Annotated in this window: 13 protein-coding genes; 11 read left to right on the forward strand and 2 right to left on the reverse strand. The window is 72.3% G+C overall.

Annotation, left to right across the window (positions count from 1 at the left end):
- Positions 1–72 precede the first annotated feature (72 nt).
- From ACWCQK_RS18780 to ACWCQK_RS18810, 7 genes are all read left to right on the forward strand, one after another.
- The gene (locus tag ACWCQK_RS18780; protein WP_451156269.1) at positions 73–1,317 is read left to right on the forward strand and encodes an amidohydrolase family protein; all 1,245 of its coding nucleotides are present in this window, start codon (positions 73–75) and stop codon (positions 1,315–1,317) included.
- Positions 1,314–2,234 (forward strand): TIGR03619 family F420-dependent LLM class oxidoreductase, encoded by a 921-nt coding sequence (locus tag ACWCQK_RS18785; RefSeq protein ID WP_451156270.1) that lies wholly within the window; start codon positions 1,314–1,316, stop codon positions 2,232–2,234. Before ACWCQK_RS18780 ends, ACWCQK_RS18785 begins: the two co-directional genes overlap by 4 nt.
- 111 nt (positions 2,235–2,345) lie before the next feature.
- Entirely contained in the window at positions 2,346–3,116 is a 771-nt protein-coding gene (locus ACWCQK_RS18790; RefSeq protein WP_451156271.1) for an SDR family NAD(P)-dependent oxidoreductase, read from the forward strand.
- Positions 3,117–3,237: 121 nt separating this feature from the next.
- On the forward strand, positions 3,238–4,356 hold the full coding sequence (locus ACWCQK_RS18795; protein ID WP_451156272.1) for an LLM class flavin-dependent oxidoreductase: 1,119 nt from the start codon (positions 3,238–3,240) through the stop codon (positions 4,354–4,356).
- A gap of 13 nt (positions 4,357–4,369) precedes the next feature.
- Positions 4,370–6,100: an N-acyl-D-amino-acid deacylase family protein gene (locus tag ACWCQK_RS18800; protein WP_451156273.1), complete on the forward strand. Its 1,731-nt coding sequence runs from the start codon at positions 4,370–4,372 to the stop codon at positions 6,098–6,100.
- Entirely contained in the window at positions 6,097–7,557 is a 1,461-nt protein-coding gene (locus ACWCQK_RS18805) for an aldehyde dehydrogenase family protein (protein WP_451156274.1), read from the forward strand. The genes ACWCQK_RS18800 and ACWCQK_RS18805 overlap by 4 nt, the downstream gene beginning before the upstream one ends.
- Positions 7,558–7,728: 171 nt before the next feature.
- Positions 7,729–8,304 carry a hypothetical protein gene (locus ACWCQK_RS18810; RefSeq protein WP_451156275.1) on the forward strand — a complete coding sequence of 192 codons (576 nt, stop codon included), beginning with the start codon at positions 7,729–7,731 and terminating at the stop codon, positions 8,302–8,304.
- Between the two features lie 57 nt (positions 8,305–8,361).
- On the opposite strand, the gene ACWCQK_RS18815 is transcribed toward ACWCQK_RS18810, so the two are convergent.
- Entirely contained in the window at positions 8,362–8,760 is a 399-nt protein-coding gene (locus ACWCQK_RS18815; protein WP_451156276.1) for a nitroreductase/quinone reductase family protein, read from the reverse strand.
- A gap of 87 nt (positions 8,761–8,847) precedes the next feature.
- Here ACWCQK_RS18815 and ACWCQK_RS18820 point away from each other — a divergent pair, with 87 nt between their 5' ends.
- Positions 8,848–9,741 (forward strand): endonuclease/exonuclease/phosphatase family protein, encoded by an 894-nt coding sequence (locus ACWCQK_RS18820; protein WP_451156370.1) that lies wholly within the window; start codon positions 8,848–8,850, stop codon positions 9,739–9,741.
- 299 nt (positions 9,742–10,040) lie between these two features.
- Here the strand turns inward: ACWCQK_RS18820 and ACWCQK_RS18825 are convergent, their stop codons facing one another.
- Positions 10,041–11,549 (reverse strand): CehA/McbA family metallohydrolase, encoded by a 1,509-nt coding sequence (locus tag ACWCQK_RS18825; protein WP_451156277.1) that lies wholly within the window; start codon positions 11,547–11,549, stop codon positions 10,041–10,043.
- A 197-nt stretch (positions 11,550–11,746) separates the two neighbouring features.
- On the opposite strand from ACWCQK_RS18825, the gene ACWCQK_RS18830 reads away from it, so the two are divergent.
- The 3 genes from ACWCQK_RS18830 to ACWCQK_RS18840 all read left to right on the forward strand — a co-directional run bounded on the left by ACWCQK_RS18830 (position 11,747) and on the right by ACWCQK_RS18840 (position 15,945).
- A complete protein-coding gene (locus tag ACWCQK_RS18830) occupies positions 11,747–12,622 on the forward strand; it encodes an LLM class F420-dependent oxidoreductase (protein WP_451156278.1) in 876 nt (291 codons plus the stop codon).
- 69 nt (positions 12,623–12,691) lie between these two features.
- Positions 12,692–15,286 carry a bifunctional FO biosynthesis protein CofGH gene (locus tag ACWCQK_RS18835; RefSeq protein WP_451156279.1) on the forward strand — a complete coding sequence of 865 codons (2,595 nt, stop codon included), beginning with the start codon at positions 12,692–12,694 and terminating at the stop codon, positions 15,284–15,286.
- Between the two features lie 92 nt (positions 15,287–15,378).
- Positions 15,379–15,945 (forward strand): hypothetical protein, encoded by a 567-nt coding sequence (locus ACWCQK_RS18840; protein WP_451156280.1) that lies wholly within the window; start codon positions 15,379–15,381, stop codon positions 15,943–15,945.
- Positions 15,946–16,127 lie beyond the last annotated feature (182 nt).

Consider the following 16,127-nt stretch of genomic DNA (forward strand, 5'->3'; position numbering starts at 1 on the left):
CCCGCGTCCGCCCCCGGGGAGGTGCGATCCACCTAGCTGACGGGTCGTCAGATCAGCGCTACCGTGGGCGCCATGGACACCCACGACACCGCGTTTCCGCAGATCATCTCTGTCGACGACCACACCGTGGAGCCCGCCGACGTCTGGCAGGACCGGCTGCCGAAGAAGTTCCTGGACACCGGCCCGCGGATCGTCCGGGCGCCGCTGAAGGAGATGTCCTTCCTCGGCGGCCGCTTCAAGCCCGTGATGGGCGCCCCGGGGGACGACGGCCCGCTCGGCGACTGGTGGATCTACGAGGACCTGCACCGCCCCCTCACCCGCCTCGACACGGCCGTCGGCTACAGCAGGGACGAGATCAAGCTGGAGGTGATCACCTACGAGCAGATGCGGCCCGGCTCGTACGACGTCCCCCGGCGCCTCGCCGACATGGACGTCAACCACGTCCAGTCCGCGCTCTGCTTCCCGACCTTCCCGCGCTTCTGCGGCCAGACCTTCACCGAGGCCCGCGACCACGAGCTGGGCCTGCTGTGCGTGCGCGCCTACAACGACTGGATGGTGGAGGAGTGGTGCGGGCCGTCGGCGCGCGGACGGCTCATCCCCCTCACCCTCGTCCCGCTCTGGGACGCCGGGCTGGCCGCCGCCGAAGTGCGGCGCAACGCCGCCCGCGGGGTCCGCGCCGTCGCCTTCTCCGAGATACCCCCGCACCTCGGCCTGCCCTCCGTGCACACAGACGACTGGGACCCCTTCCTCGCCGCCTGCGACGAGACCGGCACCGTCGTCGCCATGCACATCGGCTCGTCGAGCCGTATGCCGTCCACCTCCGCCGACGCCCCGCCCGCCGTCGGCTCCACCATCACCTTCGCCAACTGCTGCTTCTCGATGGTCGACTGGCTGATGAGCGGCAAGTTCGAACGCTTCCCCGGCCTCAAGGTCATGTACGCCGAGGGGCAGATCGGGTGGATCCCCTACATCCTGGAGCGCGCGGACGTGGTGTGGGAGGAGAACCGCGGCTGGGGCGGCGTCGCCGACAAGGTGCACCGCCCGCCGTCCGAGCTGTTCGCCGACCACGTCTACGGCTGCTTCTTCGACGACGCCTTCGGACTGCGGAACCTGGACGCGATCGGGGTCGGCAACGTCCTCTACGAGACCGACTACCCGCACTCCGACTCCACCTGGCCGAAGTCGCGCGAGGTGGGCGAGGCGCAGATGGGGCACCTGGCGGCGGACGTCGTCGAGCGGATCGTACGGCGCAACGCGATCGAGCTGCTGGGGCTCACGGACGACGGGCTGTGGCCGGGGCCCGGCGGTGCCGCGTGACGCTCCCGTACGGCATCCAGCTGCCGATCCAGTCCCAGAGCACCCTCTACGCCGAACGCTGGGAGGCCGCCGCCGGCCCCGACGACCTCCTCGCGATCGCCCGCGCCGCCGACCAGGCCGGCTTCGCCTACCTCGCGAGCTGCGACCACGTCGGCGTGCCCCGCCGCCTGGCCCCGGCCATGAGCACGATCTGGTACGACCCGGTCGCCACCCTCGCCTTCCTGGCCGCCGCCACCACACGCGTCCGGCTGCTCAGCCATGTCGCGATCGTCGGCCTGCGCCATCCGCTGCTGACCGCCAAGCAGTACGCGACCCTCGACCACCTCTCGGGCGGACGGCTCGTGCTCGGGGTGGGAGCCGGACACGTACGGGAGGAGTTCGAGGCGCTCGGGGTCGACTTCGGCCGCCGCGGGGTCGTACTGGACGAGGTCGTGGACGCGCTGCGGGCCGCCCTGGGGCCGGACGAGTTCCCCGTCCACCACGGGAAGCTGTACGACTTCGAGGGGCTCGGCCAGCGGCCCCGGCCCGCCCAGGAGCGGGTGCCCGTCTGGGTCGGCGGGTCGTCGGACGCCGCCGTGCGCCGGGCCGCCCTCAAGGGCGACGGCTGGCTGCCGCAGGGCGATCCGCGGGACCGGCTGCCCGGCCGGATCGAGCGGATCGAACGGCTGCGGGCGGAGGCGGGCATCGAGGAGCCCTTCGTCGTCGGCGCCATCACCGAGCCGCTGTACGTGGGCGAGCCCGCCTGGGACGTCGGCCGCCGCACCCTCACCGGCCGCCCGGACGCGCTCGCCGAGTCCCTGCGGGCCTACCGGGAGATGGGCGTGGACCAGATCCAGGTGCGCTTCCGCTGCCGCGACCGCGGCGAACTCGTCGACCAGATCACGGCGTTCGGCGCGGAGGTGGCGCCTCACATCTGACGCCGGACAGCGCGCGCCGCACGTCCGGTGTCACACATCTGACGGATCGTCAGACAGGGCGCTACGATGCCCGGCATCCACCGATGCGCAATCGATCCCGAGGGGGCCCGCATGGGCAAGCTCGACGGACGTGTCGTCCTCGTCACCGGCGCCGCACGCGGTCAGGGGGAACAGGAGGCCCGGCTGTTCCGGGCGGAGGGCGCCGAGGTCGTGGTCGCCGACGTCCTCGACGACCAGGGCGCGGCACTCGCCGAGGAGATCGGCGCGTTGTACGTGCACCTGGACGTGGGCCAGGAGGACGCCTGGCAGGCGGCCGTACGCACCGCGCAGGAGACGTACGGCCGCCTGGACGGCCTGGTGAACAACGCCGGCATCCTGCGCTTCAACGCCCTCGTGGACACCCCGCTCGACGAGTTCATGCGGGTCGTGCGGGTCAACCAGGTCGGCTGCTTCCTCGGGACGAAGACGGCCGCCCCGGTGCTGTCGGACGGCGGCACGATCGTCAACACGGCCTCGTACACCGCCATGACCGGCATGGCGGCGGTGGGCGCCTACGCCGCGTCCAAGCACGCGATCCTCGGGCTCACCCGGGTCGCGGCCCTGGAGCTCGCGCCGCGCGGGATCCGGGTCAACGCCGTGTGCCCGGGCGCCGTCGACACCGCGATGTCCAACCCCTCCCTGCTGGACCCGGACGCGGACACCGAGGAGACCTCGAAGGCCCTCGACGGGCTGTACCGCAAGCTCGTCCCGCTGGGCCGGATCGGGCGGCCCGAGGAGGTGGCGCGGCTCGCGCTCTTCCTCACCTCGGACGACTCCTCGTACATCACCGGGCAGCCGTTCGTGATCGACGGCGGGTGGCTGGCCGGGGTGTCCCCGTTCTGAGCCGGACCGCCGTTGCCTGACTGGCCGTCAGCTATTGACGGTGCATGCGGCCGGTGCCACAGTCGGCGGCAGCTGAACCTGACGATGCGTCAGAAACTATGACCCAGGACGGTGAACCCCCTTGGAATTCGGGCTCTTTGTACAGGGATACGTGGGCAAGCGCGCCGAGACCGACCCGCTCGCCGAGCACAAGGCGCTGATGGAGGAGACCGAGTACGTCATCCAGGCGGACAGGTCGGGGTTCAAGTACGCCTGGGCCTCGGAACACCACTTCCTGGAGGAGTACTCGCACCTGTCCGCCAACGACGTCTTCCTCGGCTACCTCGCGCACGCCACCGACCGCATCCACCTCGGCTCGGGCATCTTCAACCCGCTCGCCCAGGTCAACCACCCGGTGAAGGTGGCCGAGAAGGTCGCCATGCTCGACCACCTCAGCGGCAACCGCTTCGAGTTCGGCAGCGGACGCGGCGCCGGCTCGCACGAGATCCTCGGCTTCCTCCCCGGCATCACCGACATGAACCACACGAAGGAGATCTGGGAGGAGACCATCGCCGAGTTCCCGAAGATGTGGCTCCAGGACGAGTACGAGGGGTTCCACGGCAAACACTGGCAGCTGCCGCCGCGCAAGGTCCTGCCCAAGCCGTACGGCAAGGCGCACCCGGCGATGTGGTACGCGGCCGGGTCGCCGCCGTCGTACGCGATGGCCGCCCGCAAGGGGCTCGGCGTCCTCGGCTTCAGCATCCAGAAGGTCTCCGACATGGAGTGGGTGCTGGAGCAGTACAAGACGGCGGTCGTGAACGCCGAGCCGGTCGGCGCCTTCGTCAACGACAACGTGATGGTGACGACCACCGCCATCTGCGCCCCCACCCACGACGAGGCGATCCGCATCGCCACCGGCGGGGGCCTGCACTACCTTCCCTCCCTCGTCTTCCGCTACCACGACACCTTCCCGCGCCCCGAGGGCTTCCCCGTCTGGCCGGAGACCCTGCCCGAGTACACCCCCGAGTTCGTCGAACTCCTCATCGAGGAGGAGTTGCTGATCTGCGGCGACCCGGACGAGGTGCTGCGCCAGTGCAAGCGGTGGGAGCAGGCGGGCGCCGACCAGCTCAGCTTCGGGCTGCCGGTCGGGGTGCCGAAGGAGGAGACCCTCCAGACGATCCGGCTGATCGGGGAGCACGTGATCCCGAAGATCGACACGGACCCGGTGCACCGGACCACCCGGTTCCGGCAGTCCGCGTAGAGGGGAACCGGCCATGCTCGACCACGTCATCAAAGGCGCGACCCTCGTCGACGGCACGGGTGCGCCGGCCCGTACCGCCGACGTGGGGATACGGGACGGACGGATCGCGGCGATCGGCTCGGTCACCGAGGCGGCCCGGACGACGGAGGACGCGACCGGCCTCGTCCTCGCCCCCGGCTTCGTCGACCCGCACACCCACTACGACGCCCAGCTGTTCTGGGACCCGTACGCGACCCCGTCCCTCAACCACGGGGTGACCACCGTCGCGGCCGGCAACTGCGGCTTCACCCTCGCCCCGCTGAACCCCGCACGCCCGCAGGACGCCGACTACACCCGCCGCATGATGTCCAAGGTCGAGGGCATGTCCCTGGTCGCCCTGGAGGAGGGCGCGCCCTGGAGCTGGCACACCTTCGGCGACTACCTGGACGCCCTGGAGGGCCGGATCGCCGTCAACGCGGGCTTCATGGTGGGGCACTGCGCGCTGCGCCGGTACGTGATGGGGCCCGACGCGGTCGGCGGGCAGCCGAGCGAGGAACAACTGGCTGCCATGCTCCGCCTCTTCCACGCGGCGATGGACGCGGGCGCCTGGGGCTTCTCCACCACCCAGTCCTCGACCCACTCCGACGGCGACGGACAGCCGGTGGCCTCCCGGCACGCGCGCCCCGACGAGCTGCTGGCCCTGTCCCGGGCCGTCGGCGAGCACGAGGGCACCCAGATCGAGGCGATCGTCGCGGGCTGCCTGGACCAGTTCAGCGACGCCGAGATCGATCTGTTCGTGGAGATGAGCGCGGCGGCCGGACGCCCCCTGAACTGGAACGTCCTCACGGTCGACGCGGCCGTGCCGGAGCGGGTGCCGAGGCAGTTGACGGCGAGCGAGCGGGCCCGCAAGGCGGGCGGCCGGGTGGTGGCCCTGACCATGCCGATCCTCACGCCGATGAACATGTCGCTGGGCACGTTCTGCGCGCTGAACCTGATTCCCGGCTGGGGCCCGGTCCTGGGCCTGCCCGTGCCCGAGCGGATCGCCCGGCTGCGGGACGCGGAGGTACGCGCCGAACTGCTGCGGCACGCGAACTCCAAGGAGGCGGGCGTCTTCCGGCGGCTGGTGAACTTCGGCCGGTACGTCATCGGCGACACCTACAGCGCGGCGAACGAGGGCCTGACCGGCCGGGTGGTCCGGGACATCGCGGCGGAACGCGGCCAGGACCCCTTCACCTGCCTGGTGGAGATCTGCGCCGCCGACGACCTGCGTACGATCCTGTGGCCGATGCCCACCGACAACGACCCGGCGTCCTGGGCGCTGCGCGCCGAGACCTGGCAGCACGAGGACGTCCTGCTCGGCGGCTCCGACGCGGGCGCGCACCTGGACCGGATGTGCGGTGCCCCGTACACCACCCGCTTCCTCGGCGACTGTCTGCGCGGGCGCCGGCTGGTCGGTCTGGAGCAGGCGGTGAAGATGCTGACCGACGACCCGGCCCGGCTGTTCGGCCTGCGCGAACGCGGCCGGGTGCGCGAGGGCTGGCACGCGGACCTGGTCCTCTTCGATCCGGAGCGGATCGAGGCGGGCAAGGCCACCCTGGTGCACGACCTGCCGGGGGACAGCCCGCGGCTGGACTCCCGGGCGATCGGCGTCCGGGCGGTCTGGGTCAACGGGGCGGTGGCGATCCGGGACGACGTGGTGACGGGCGCCGTACCGGGGAAGGTGCTGCGTTCCGGCCGGGACACGAGGACGGTGAGCACCAGGTGACCGAGGTGAGCGCCGGCGAGAAGCTGTTCGTCGGCGGTGCGTGGGTGGAGCCGGACGGCGGTCACTACGAGGTGACCGACCCGGCGACCGAGGGCACCGTCGGCTGGGCGCCGGAGGCCTCGCGGGACCAGGTGCGGGCGGCCTGCGCGGCGGCCCGCGAGGCCTTCGGTCCGTGGTCGCGCACGGCGCCGCAGGAGCGGGCGGAGATCCTCGCCCGGACGGCGGAGGTCATCCGGGGCCGTCTCGTCCCGTACGCCGAACTGGCCCGCGCGGAGACCGGCGCGACGACCGGGACGGCCCGTGCGATGCAGGTCGGGGTGGCCGCGGCCCGCTTCCGCCGGTACGCGCGCGTGGAGCCCGCGGAGTGGCCGGTCCCGCCGCAGATCAACGAGGCCGGGCCGATGGGCCGGGCGGGCGTGATGGGCGCCCTCGCCGTCCGCCAGCCCGTCGGGGTCGTCGCCTGCGTCACCTCGTACAACAACCCCTGGGCGAACCCGGCCGGGAAGATCGCGCCCGCGCTGGCGATGGGCAACACGGTGGTGGTGAAGCCGGCCCCGCAGGACCCCCTGTCCGTCTACCGGATGGCGGCGGCGCTGGAGGCGGCGGGGGCACCGCCCGGCGTGGTGAACGTCGTCTCGGGACGCGCGGTCGAGGTCGGTGAGGCGGCCGTGGAGTCCCCGGACGTCGACATGGTGAGCTTCACCGGCTCCACTGCGGTCGGGCAGCGCATCGCCGAGGTGTGCGGACGGCACATGAAACGCCAGCTGATGGAGCTGGGCGGCAAAGGCGCCGCGGTCGTCCTCGACGACGCCGACCTCGGCTCGGCGGTGGCCGGGATCGGCACCACTTTCTCGTTCTACAGCGGCCAGATCTGTACGGCCCCGACCCGGGTGCTGGCACAGCGGGGGGTGTACGACCGGCTGGTGGAACAACTGGCCGCCTACGCGCGCCGTCTGAAGGTCGGGGACCCCGCGGATCCGGACACGGTCGTCGGCCCGCTGATCTCGGCGGCGCACCGCGAGCGCGTCGAGTCGTACGTGGAACTGGGCCGCAAGGAGGGCGCGGTGGTGGTGACGGGCGGTGAACGGCCGCCCTTGGAGCGCGGTTTCTACGTGGCGCCCACCCTGCTCGCCGACGCCACCAACGACATGCGTGTCGCCCGCGAGGAGATCTTCGGCCCGGTCGTCGTCGTCATCCCCTTCGACGAGGAGGACGAGGGCGTGGCCCTCGCCAACGAGTCCGACTACGGCCTGATCGACTACGTCTGGTCGGCGGACGTGGCACGGGCGTTCCGCGTCGCCCGCCGGCTGCGGGCCGGCGGGGTCGGCATCAACACCGTGGGCCGCAACATGGAGGCCCCGTTCGGCGGGTTCAAGCGCAGCGGGGTGGGCCGCGACGTCGGCTCGTACGCGCTGCACGCGTACAGCGAGGTACAGGCGATCGTCTGGCCGGGGTGATGGTCAACTCGCCTATGTGGCACAGGAGTTGTGAATGTGAATCCCGTGGCGGAAGCCTAAATAAGGCTCAAGTCCGCGGCTGAGCCTCGACCCGGGCTGATCGTATGTCCCCGGCGGTCGCCGAGACCGCTTTCAACGGGGACATGAAACGGGGAGAAAATGATCACACGGATGACCTCTGCCGCCCTCGTCACGGGAATCACCGCCGCGCTGCTCGTCGGCGTGCCCGTGACCACGGCGAGTGCGGCCGACCCGATCTGCAACCGCGGAACGACCAAGCTCACCTGGACGAACGTCTCGAAGACCTGGGTCGTCACGCACCGGGACATCCTGGAGAACCACACCGGCGGCACGGCCACCCAGACCTTCACCGTCAAGAAGATCGCCGAGGTGGCCGCGTCGGTCAAGGCGACGGTCGGCGGGAAGGTCGGCGCGAACGTGGCCATCGCCAGCATCGAGGAGCACGTGGACCTCGAACTCCAGGGCAGTGGCAAGCACACGACGGAGACCTCGCGGACGGTGACCTTCAAGCTGACGAAGGACGGCGACTACGTCTTCTACTCCGGTACGAAGAAGGTCGTGGGGTACTACACCAACTGGCGGTGCGACCGCGGCATCAAGTGGATCAAGACCGGTCAGTACGGCAAGGTCCAGAGCTGGACCATAGAGGTCAAGGGTGGTCTGCGCTGCTCGGCCAAGCCCCCGAAGGCCTCGCTCGCCTACCGGGTGAAGAAGACGTACTGCTGATCTCCGCTCGGTCGTCCGTCCGGCCCGCCGCGCCGAGGTGCGGCGGGCCGGCGGCCATCAGGCGCCCGTCAGGTCCACCCGGACCGTCAGCAGTCCCGTGCCGAGCAGCCGTACCGCCGTGCTGTTCCCGCGCGGCAGGGTGCGCAGCCGGGCGACCGGGTCGTCGTCCGGGAGGAGCCGGGCCGTTCCCTCGTGCCATCGGCCCCGGATCCGCACCCGCACCCTCGGGTCCGCCGTGATGTTGCGGACGTACTGGGACCGTTCCCCGAACTCCGAGACCAGCCAGAAGGAGTCGCCGACGCGCCGCCCGCCGACCGGGGTCCGGCGGGGCAGGCCCGAGACGCGGCCGGTGGTCTCCAGGAGGGTCTGTGCGGGGAGGCGGCGCAGGAGCGGGTTGCCGACGCGGCGCTGGAAGGCGGTCGCGGCGCGGAATCTGAGGTCGTCGAGGCGGGACATCGTCCGTGGGGCTCCTGTCTGGTGTGGGGCGCGGGGGAGTTGCTTCAATGGTCCCCGATGTCGCGCGACGAGAGCAGGTGGCTGCGGATGCGGGTCGTGACCTGGAACCTGTGGTGGCGCTTCGGGCCCTGGGAGGCGCGGCAGAAGGCGATCCTGGGCATGCTGCGGGAGTTGCGGCCCGATGTCGTCGGCCTCCAGGAGGTGTGGGAGAGCGGCGGGGAGAACCTCGCGGGCTGGCTGGCGGCCGAACTCGGGATGGACTGGACGTGGGCCGGATCCCACGCGTCGGATCGCTGGCAGCGGCGGATCGGGGACCCGACGGTCGACATCGGCAACGCCGTGCTGAGCCGCTGGCCGATCGTGGAGCAGGACGTGCTGCGGCTGGCCGCCCCCGAGGAACTGGACGACGGCCGGCTCGCCCTCTACACCCGGCTGGCCGCCCCCGGCCACGACATCCCCTTCTTCACCACGCACCTCACCTCGGCCGTGCACGCCTCGGCCGTGCGCTGCCGGCAGGTCACCGACCTCGCGGAGTTCGTCGCCGCGCACCAGGACGGGACGGAGTTCCCGGCGGTCGTCACGGGGGACTTCAACGCCTGGCCCGACTCCGACGAGATCCGGCTGTTCGGGGGGTACAGGACGGCCCCCGTCGTGCCCGGACGCGTCCTGTTCGACGCCTGGGAGTACGCCGACCCGGCGGCGCCCTCCGCCACCTGGGACCCGGCGAACCCCTATGTCGGCCCGTACGACCCGCCCGCCCGTATCGACTACATCCACGTGGGCCCGCCCGGCCCCGGCGGTCTCGGACACGTACGAGCCGTGCGCCGGGCCGGCGACGGCCCGGTCGACGGCACCTGGCCCTCCGACCACATCGCAGTGATCGCCGACCTGGCCACAGACCCGGCCGCCCTGACCGACCCGACGGCCTCACCCGATCAGGCCGACCAGGCCACCCCGCCCGATCCGGGCGGCCCCGCCTGACCTGCCCGACCAGACGGCCCCGGCTGATCCGGGCGGACCGGCGTGACGTGGAGGACTCGTGTGGCCCGGCTTACCCGCGCGGCCCCGCCTGACCCGCCGGTCCGCTGGACCGGACCGGCCCGCGTGATCCCGCCGATCCGGCGCACCGGCGTGACCTGGCCGACCAGGCCACCCCGCCCGATCCGGGCGGACCCGCGTGACCCGGCCGACCCGCGTGCCCCACCTGGGCCGTCCGGTCCACCGGGCCCGTCCGGTCCATCGGGCCCGCCCCATCCACCGCGCCCGGTTCCGTCAGCGATTCAGTCGTGGCCGAGGAAGATCGGGTTCGTGAATGCCGCCAGGGCACCAGGCAGGGGTCCCGCCGCCGTCTCGTGGCGCAACTCCGCCCGGACGTAGGCGGCGTACGACGGTGTCGTGGACCATTCGACCGTGCCCTCGCCGGACACGGGGGTCGGGGCGCTGGTGAACAGCACCCCCTGGTCGGTGACGAACCGGACCGTGCAGCGCGGGGCGCCCGTCACCTCCAGCCGTACGGTGACCGGGGCCTCGCGCGAGACCTTCAGCCGCCCGCCGATCCCGGCGTGTTCGCCGCGCGGCCCGGTCGCCGTGAACGCCAGGGAGACCCTGCTCGACTCGGCGACGTAGGAGCGGCCCGCGCGAAGGCCCTCCTGGACGGCCTCGCGGGTGAGGTCGTCGGCCAGGACCACCGTCTGCGGTGTGCCCACCGGGTCGGGGTCCCGGTGGGCGTCGCTGTTGCCCATCGCCGGGATCCAGTCCCGCCCGCCCGCCCGCACCGACGCGACCAGCATCCCGTCCCAGTCGGCGAGGGCCACCTCGTCGTCCGGGGTGTACGGACCGTTCCACACCTCGACCGCGTCCGCCTCGCCGAAGCCGAACTTCCAGTTGCAGCCGATGCAGGTGGCGTGCGGATGGGCGGGCACGACCAGGCCGCCGGAGTGGCGGATCTGGCGGGCGAACCGGCCGAAGCGGTTGTCACGGGCCCGGTAGCGCCAGTCGACGAAGGTGCCGGGTTCCGTGCCGAGGGCCAGCACATGGCCGTTGCGCGTCGTGATCTCCTCGCCCAGCATGACCAGCAGATCGTCACCGGCCGCGTCCGCCCAGTGCGCGTGCGACGTGTGCGTGTTGTGGTCGGAGGAGTTGATGAAGTCCAGGCCCGCCGCCCGCGCCAGCGCCGCGATCTCCGCCGGGGTGCGACGGCCGTCGGAGTGCCAGGAGTGCAGATGGCAGTCGCCCCGGTACCAGGCCCGGCCCCGCCCCTTGGCACGGGCGGGCGGATACACCGGCTTCGGCGTGCTGCCCGGCGCCCCGTACGTCAGCGTGATCGTGACCTCGTACGACAGCCCCTGCGGCGCCACCGTGTAGGGCCCGAGGGCGATGTGCCAGGTGCCCTTGCGCACCGGTCCGGGCAGGTAGCCCGGCGTCGCGTCGTCCGCCCGGATGAAGAACTCCGTGCGCGCCCCGCCCGACCAGCCCCTGAAGCCCCGGCCGCCGAGGTCGGTGCCGTGCTCGTCGAAGATGCCGATGTCGAGGGCGTTGCCCGCGGTCCCGGCCGGGACCGACGGCCGTTCGTAGGTGTACGCGACCTTCAGTTCCCGTACTCCGGAGGGGACTTCGACGGGGAGGTACACGAAGTCCGGGGAGCCGGTGGGCAGCGTGCCGCGCACCGTCCTCGTCTCCTGCTGCTGGCCTTCCGCGGCGGCGAAGCTCACGCTCCCCAACGTAAGGGCCGCGGCCGCTCCCGTCACGAACAGTGCGCGTCTTCCGATTCCGGCGTGTTCCTCGCACATGCGGCTGCTCCCAAGTGTCGGCAGTGACATGACATGGCTGGTGCGGGGGTGGCGCGTGCAACTGTCGTATTCAGCCGTGAACTCCCGTGCAAGGGAAGGGGGGTTACAGCTTTCGGGACGGAACAGGTCGAGCGGCGGACGGCCGATCCCGACCGGTCGGTATGGACAGACGGGCCGGGGCCCGGTACAGATGGGACATGCGCCTCTCCGCCACGATCTTCCTCACCGACGAGACCATCACCCCCACCCGGCTCGCCCGTGAGCTGGAGCAGCGCGGGTTCGCGGGGCTCTATCTGCCCGAGCACACGCACATCCCGGTCGAGCGGACCACCGCGTACCCGGCGGGCGGCGAACTGCCCCGCGAGTACGGCCGTACGCTCGACCCCTTCGTCGCGCTCGGCCAGGCCGCCGCCGTCACCGAGCGGCTCGGCCTGGGCACCGGCATCACGCTGGTCGCCCAGCACGACCCGATCGATCTCGCCAAGCAGATCGCGACCGTCGACCACCTCTCCGGCGGACGCCTCACCCTCGGCCTCGGCTACGGCTGGAACGTCGAGGAGGCCGCCGACCACGGCGTCGACTGGCGCACCCGACGCGAGCTCGTACGCGACCGGATGGCGCTGATGCGGGCGCTGTGGGCGGAGGAACCGACCGCCCATGAGGGCCCGTTCGGGAGTGTGCGGGCCAGCCACGCCCACCCCAAGCCGGTGCGCAAGCCGCGCGGACCGGTCGTCGGCCCCCGCACGCTCGTCGGCGGGGCGGCCGGGCCGAAACTGTTCGCGCACATCAGCGAGTTCGCCGACGGCTGGCTGCCCATCGGCGGCCGCGGCCTGACCGAGTCCCTGCCGCTGCTGCGCGCCGTCTGGGCCGACGCGGGCCGCGACCCGGCCGCGCTCGAGGTCGTGCCGTACGCCGTCCAGCCCAGCCCGGGCAAGCTCGCGCACTACGCCGAACTCGGCGTCGAGGAGGTCGTGGTGCAGCTGCCGCCGGCCGGCGAGCAGGAGGTGCTGCGGCTGCTCGACGCGTACGCGGAGCACCTGGCCGCGACCCCCGCCTCCGGTGCCGTCGGGTAGCGGCCGGCGGACGGGGACGATTCGGCCATCGCTTGTCGGGCCTGATCAGCGCGATCGTATCCTCGAAGGATGACGACTCCCGCGACCTCCGGAACCGGCCCCACCGGCCCCACCGAGAACTCCATGCGTCGCGCCCTCAAACGCGCCCGGGACGGCGTCGCCCTCGACGCCGGCGAGGCCGCGGTCCTGCTCCAGGCCCGCGGCGAGGCCCTCGACGACCTCGCCGCGTCCGCCGCCCGGGTGCGGGACGCGGGCCTGGAGGCGGCCGGCCGGGCCGGCGTCATCACCTACTCGAAGAGCGTCTTCATCCCCCTCACCCGGCTGTGCCGGGACACGTGCCACTACTGCACCTTCGTCACCGTCCCCGGCAAGCTGCGCCGCGCGGGCCACGGAATGTTCATGTCGCCCGACGAGGTGCTCGACGTGGCCCGGCGCGGCGCCGCGCTCGGCTGCAAGGAAGCCCTCATCACCCTCGGCGACAAGCCCGAGGACCGCTGGCCCGAGGCGCGCGAGTGGCTCGACGCGCACGGCTACGACGACACCATCGCCTACGTCCGGGCGATCTCGATCCGCATCCTGGAGGAGACGGGCCTGCTCCCGCACCTCAACCCGGGTGTCATGACGTGGACGGACTTCCAGCGCCTCAAGCCGGTCGCGCCCAGCATGGGCATGATGCTGGAGACGACCGCCACCCGCCTGTGGTCCGAGCCCGGCGGCCCGCACCACGGCTCCCCGGACAAGGAACCGGCCGTCCGGCTGCGCGTCCTGGAGGACGCGGGCCGCTCCTCCGTCCCCTTCACGTCCGGCATCCTGCTCGGCATCGGCGAGACGTACGAGGAGCGCGCGGACTCGCTGTTCGCGCTGCGCAGGGTCGCGCGGTCCTACCACGGCGTCCAGGAGCTGATCATCCAGAACTTCCGCGCCAAGCCGGACACGGCGATGCGCGGTATGCCGGACGCCGAACTGGACGAACTGGTCGCCGCGGTGGCCGTCGCCCGGCACATCATGGGCCCGTCCGCCTGCCTCCAGGCCCCGCCGAACCTGGTGGACTCGGAGTACGAGCGGCTCATCGGCGCGGGCATCGACGACTGGGGCGGGGTCTCCCCGCTCACCATCGACCACGTCAACCCCGAGCGCCCCTGGCCCAGGATCGAGGAACTCGCGGCGCGCTCCGCGGCGGCCGGCTTCGAACTGCGGGAACGCCTCTGTGTGTACCCGGAGTTCGTCCGGCGTGGCGAGCCCTGGCTGGACCCGCGGCTGCTGCCGCACGTCCGGGCGCTCGCGGATCCGGAGACCGGCCTGGCCCTCCCGGACGCGGTGGTCGAGGGCCGGCCGTGGCAGGAGCCGGAGGAGGCGTTCACCGACACCGGCCGCACCGACCTGCACCGCACCATCGACACCGACGGCCGTACGTCCGACCGGCGCGACGACTTCGACGAGGTGTACGGCGACTGGGGCGCCCTGCGCGAGGCGGCCGCGCCCGGTATGGCACCGCAGCGCATCGACACGGACGTCCGCGCGGCCCTGGCGACGGCGGCCGACGACCCGACGAGGCTGACGGACGACGAGGCGCTGGCCCTGCTGCACGCGGACGGCACGGCGCTGGACGCGCTGTGCCGGGTCGCGGACGACGTCCGCAGGTCGGCGGTCGGCGACGACGTCACGTACATCGTCACCCGCAACATCAACTTCACCAACGTCTGCTACACCGGCTGCCGCTTCTGCGCCTTCGCCCAGCGCCGCACGGACGCGGACGCCTACACGCTCTCCCTGGACCAGGTCGCCGACCGCGCGCAGCAGGCGTGGGAGGTGGGCGCGGTGGAGGTCTGCATGCAGGGCGGCATCCACCCGGACCTGCCCGGCACGGCGTACTTCGACATCGCGAAGGCGGTCAAGGAGCGCGTGCCGGGCATGCACGTGCACGCCTTCTCGCCGATGGAGGTGGTCAACGGCGCCACCCGCACCGGTCTGTCGATCCGCGAGTGGCTGGCCGCGGCGCGGGAGGCGGGGCTCGACTCGATCCCCGGCACGGCGGCGGAGATCCTCGACGACGAGGTCCGCTGGGTCCTGACCAAGGGCAAGCTGCCGGCGGCGACCTGGATCGAGGTGGTGTCCACGGCGCACGAACTGGGCATCCGCTCGTCCTCGACGATGATGTACGGCCATGTGGACCAGCCCCGCCACTGGCTGGGCCACCTGCGCACGCTGGCCGGGATCCAGCAGCGCACGGGCGGTTTCACGGAGTTCGTGACGCTGCCGTTCATCCACACGAACGCGCCGGTGTACCTGGCGGGCATCGCGCGCCCCGGCCCCTCGATGCGGGACAACCGCGCGGTCACGGCGATGGCGCGGCTGCTGCTGCACCCGCACATCCCGAACATCCAGACCAGCTGGGTCAAGCTGGGCGCGGAGGGCGCGGCGGAGATGCTCCGCTCCGGGGCGAACGACCTCGGCGGGACCCTCATGGAGGAGACGATCTCGCGCATGGCGGGCTCGTCCTACGGCTCCTACAAGTCGGTCAAGGACCTGATCGCGGTGGCGGAGGCGGCCGGCCGCCCGGCGAAGCCGCGCACGACCCTGTACGGCGAGGTGCCGGAGGAACGGCAGCGGGCGGCGCTGGCCTCGGACGGACATCTCCCGGAGCTGCTGCCGGTACTGGACTGAGGCGGTACGGGGGCGGCTGGGCGGAGGGGTCGGGGGCTCGCAGTACGATGATCCGACCCCCTGTTCGAAGGGGCCCGGAGCTGAGGAGATGCGTGCCCGTGCCTGCCCGATGGCTTCCCTCGTGGGCCTGGGTCACCGGCCTGACGGCCGGGGCGATCGCCGTGGTCACCGTCCTGGCCGTGCAGGCGGACCAGGGGACGCGACCCACCGCCTCGGCCTCGCCCCACCCGAGCGTGTCGGCGAGCGCGCACCCCACACCCAAACCGACGAAGACCGTCGCCGCGGTGCCCGACGGCTCGGGCGCCGGGCGCCGGATCGTCTACTCCCTCGGGCAGCGGCGCGTCTGGCTGGTCGACGCGAGCGACGCCACGCGCCGCACCTTCACGGTCTGGCCGGGCACGGTGAGCCCGGCCGCGGGCACCTACACCGTCTCGAACCGCAAGGACGCCACCACCGGCTCCGACGGCGTCCAGATCGAGCACATCATGTACTTCGCCGCCGCGTCCGGGGTCAACATCGCCTTCTCCAACGCGCGGGACGGCTCCTCGCCCCCGCCCGCCGCGGGCGCGCGGACCGGCGGTATCCGTATGCCGAAGGCGGACGGCACGGCGCTGTGGACGTTCGGCGCGACGGGCACGAAGGTGACCGTCGTCAAGTAGCGCCCGGCTCTCCCGGCCGCGCTCACCGCTGGGCGGTGCCTGAGCCGTGGCGTCCCGTCGTCATCGAGCCAGAGGCGCGGCGCCCGCGCGGGGCCGCCGGAGCACCCGTTCTCGTCGAAATCTGACCACAAAGGACCACTCGGGTCACTTATCGCATACCGATCTGTGCCCTGAACAGTCGG

The organism is Streptomyces sp. NPDC002306, assembly GCF_053593435.1.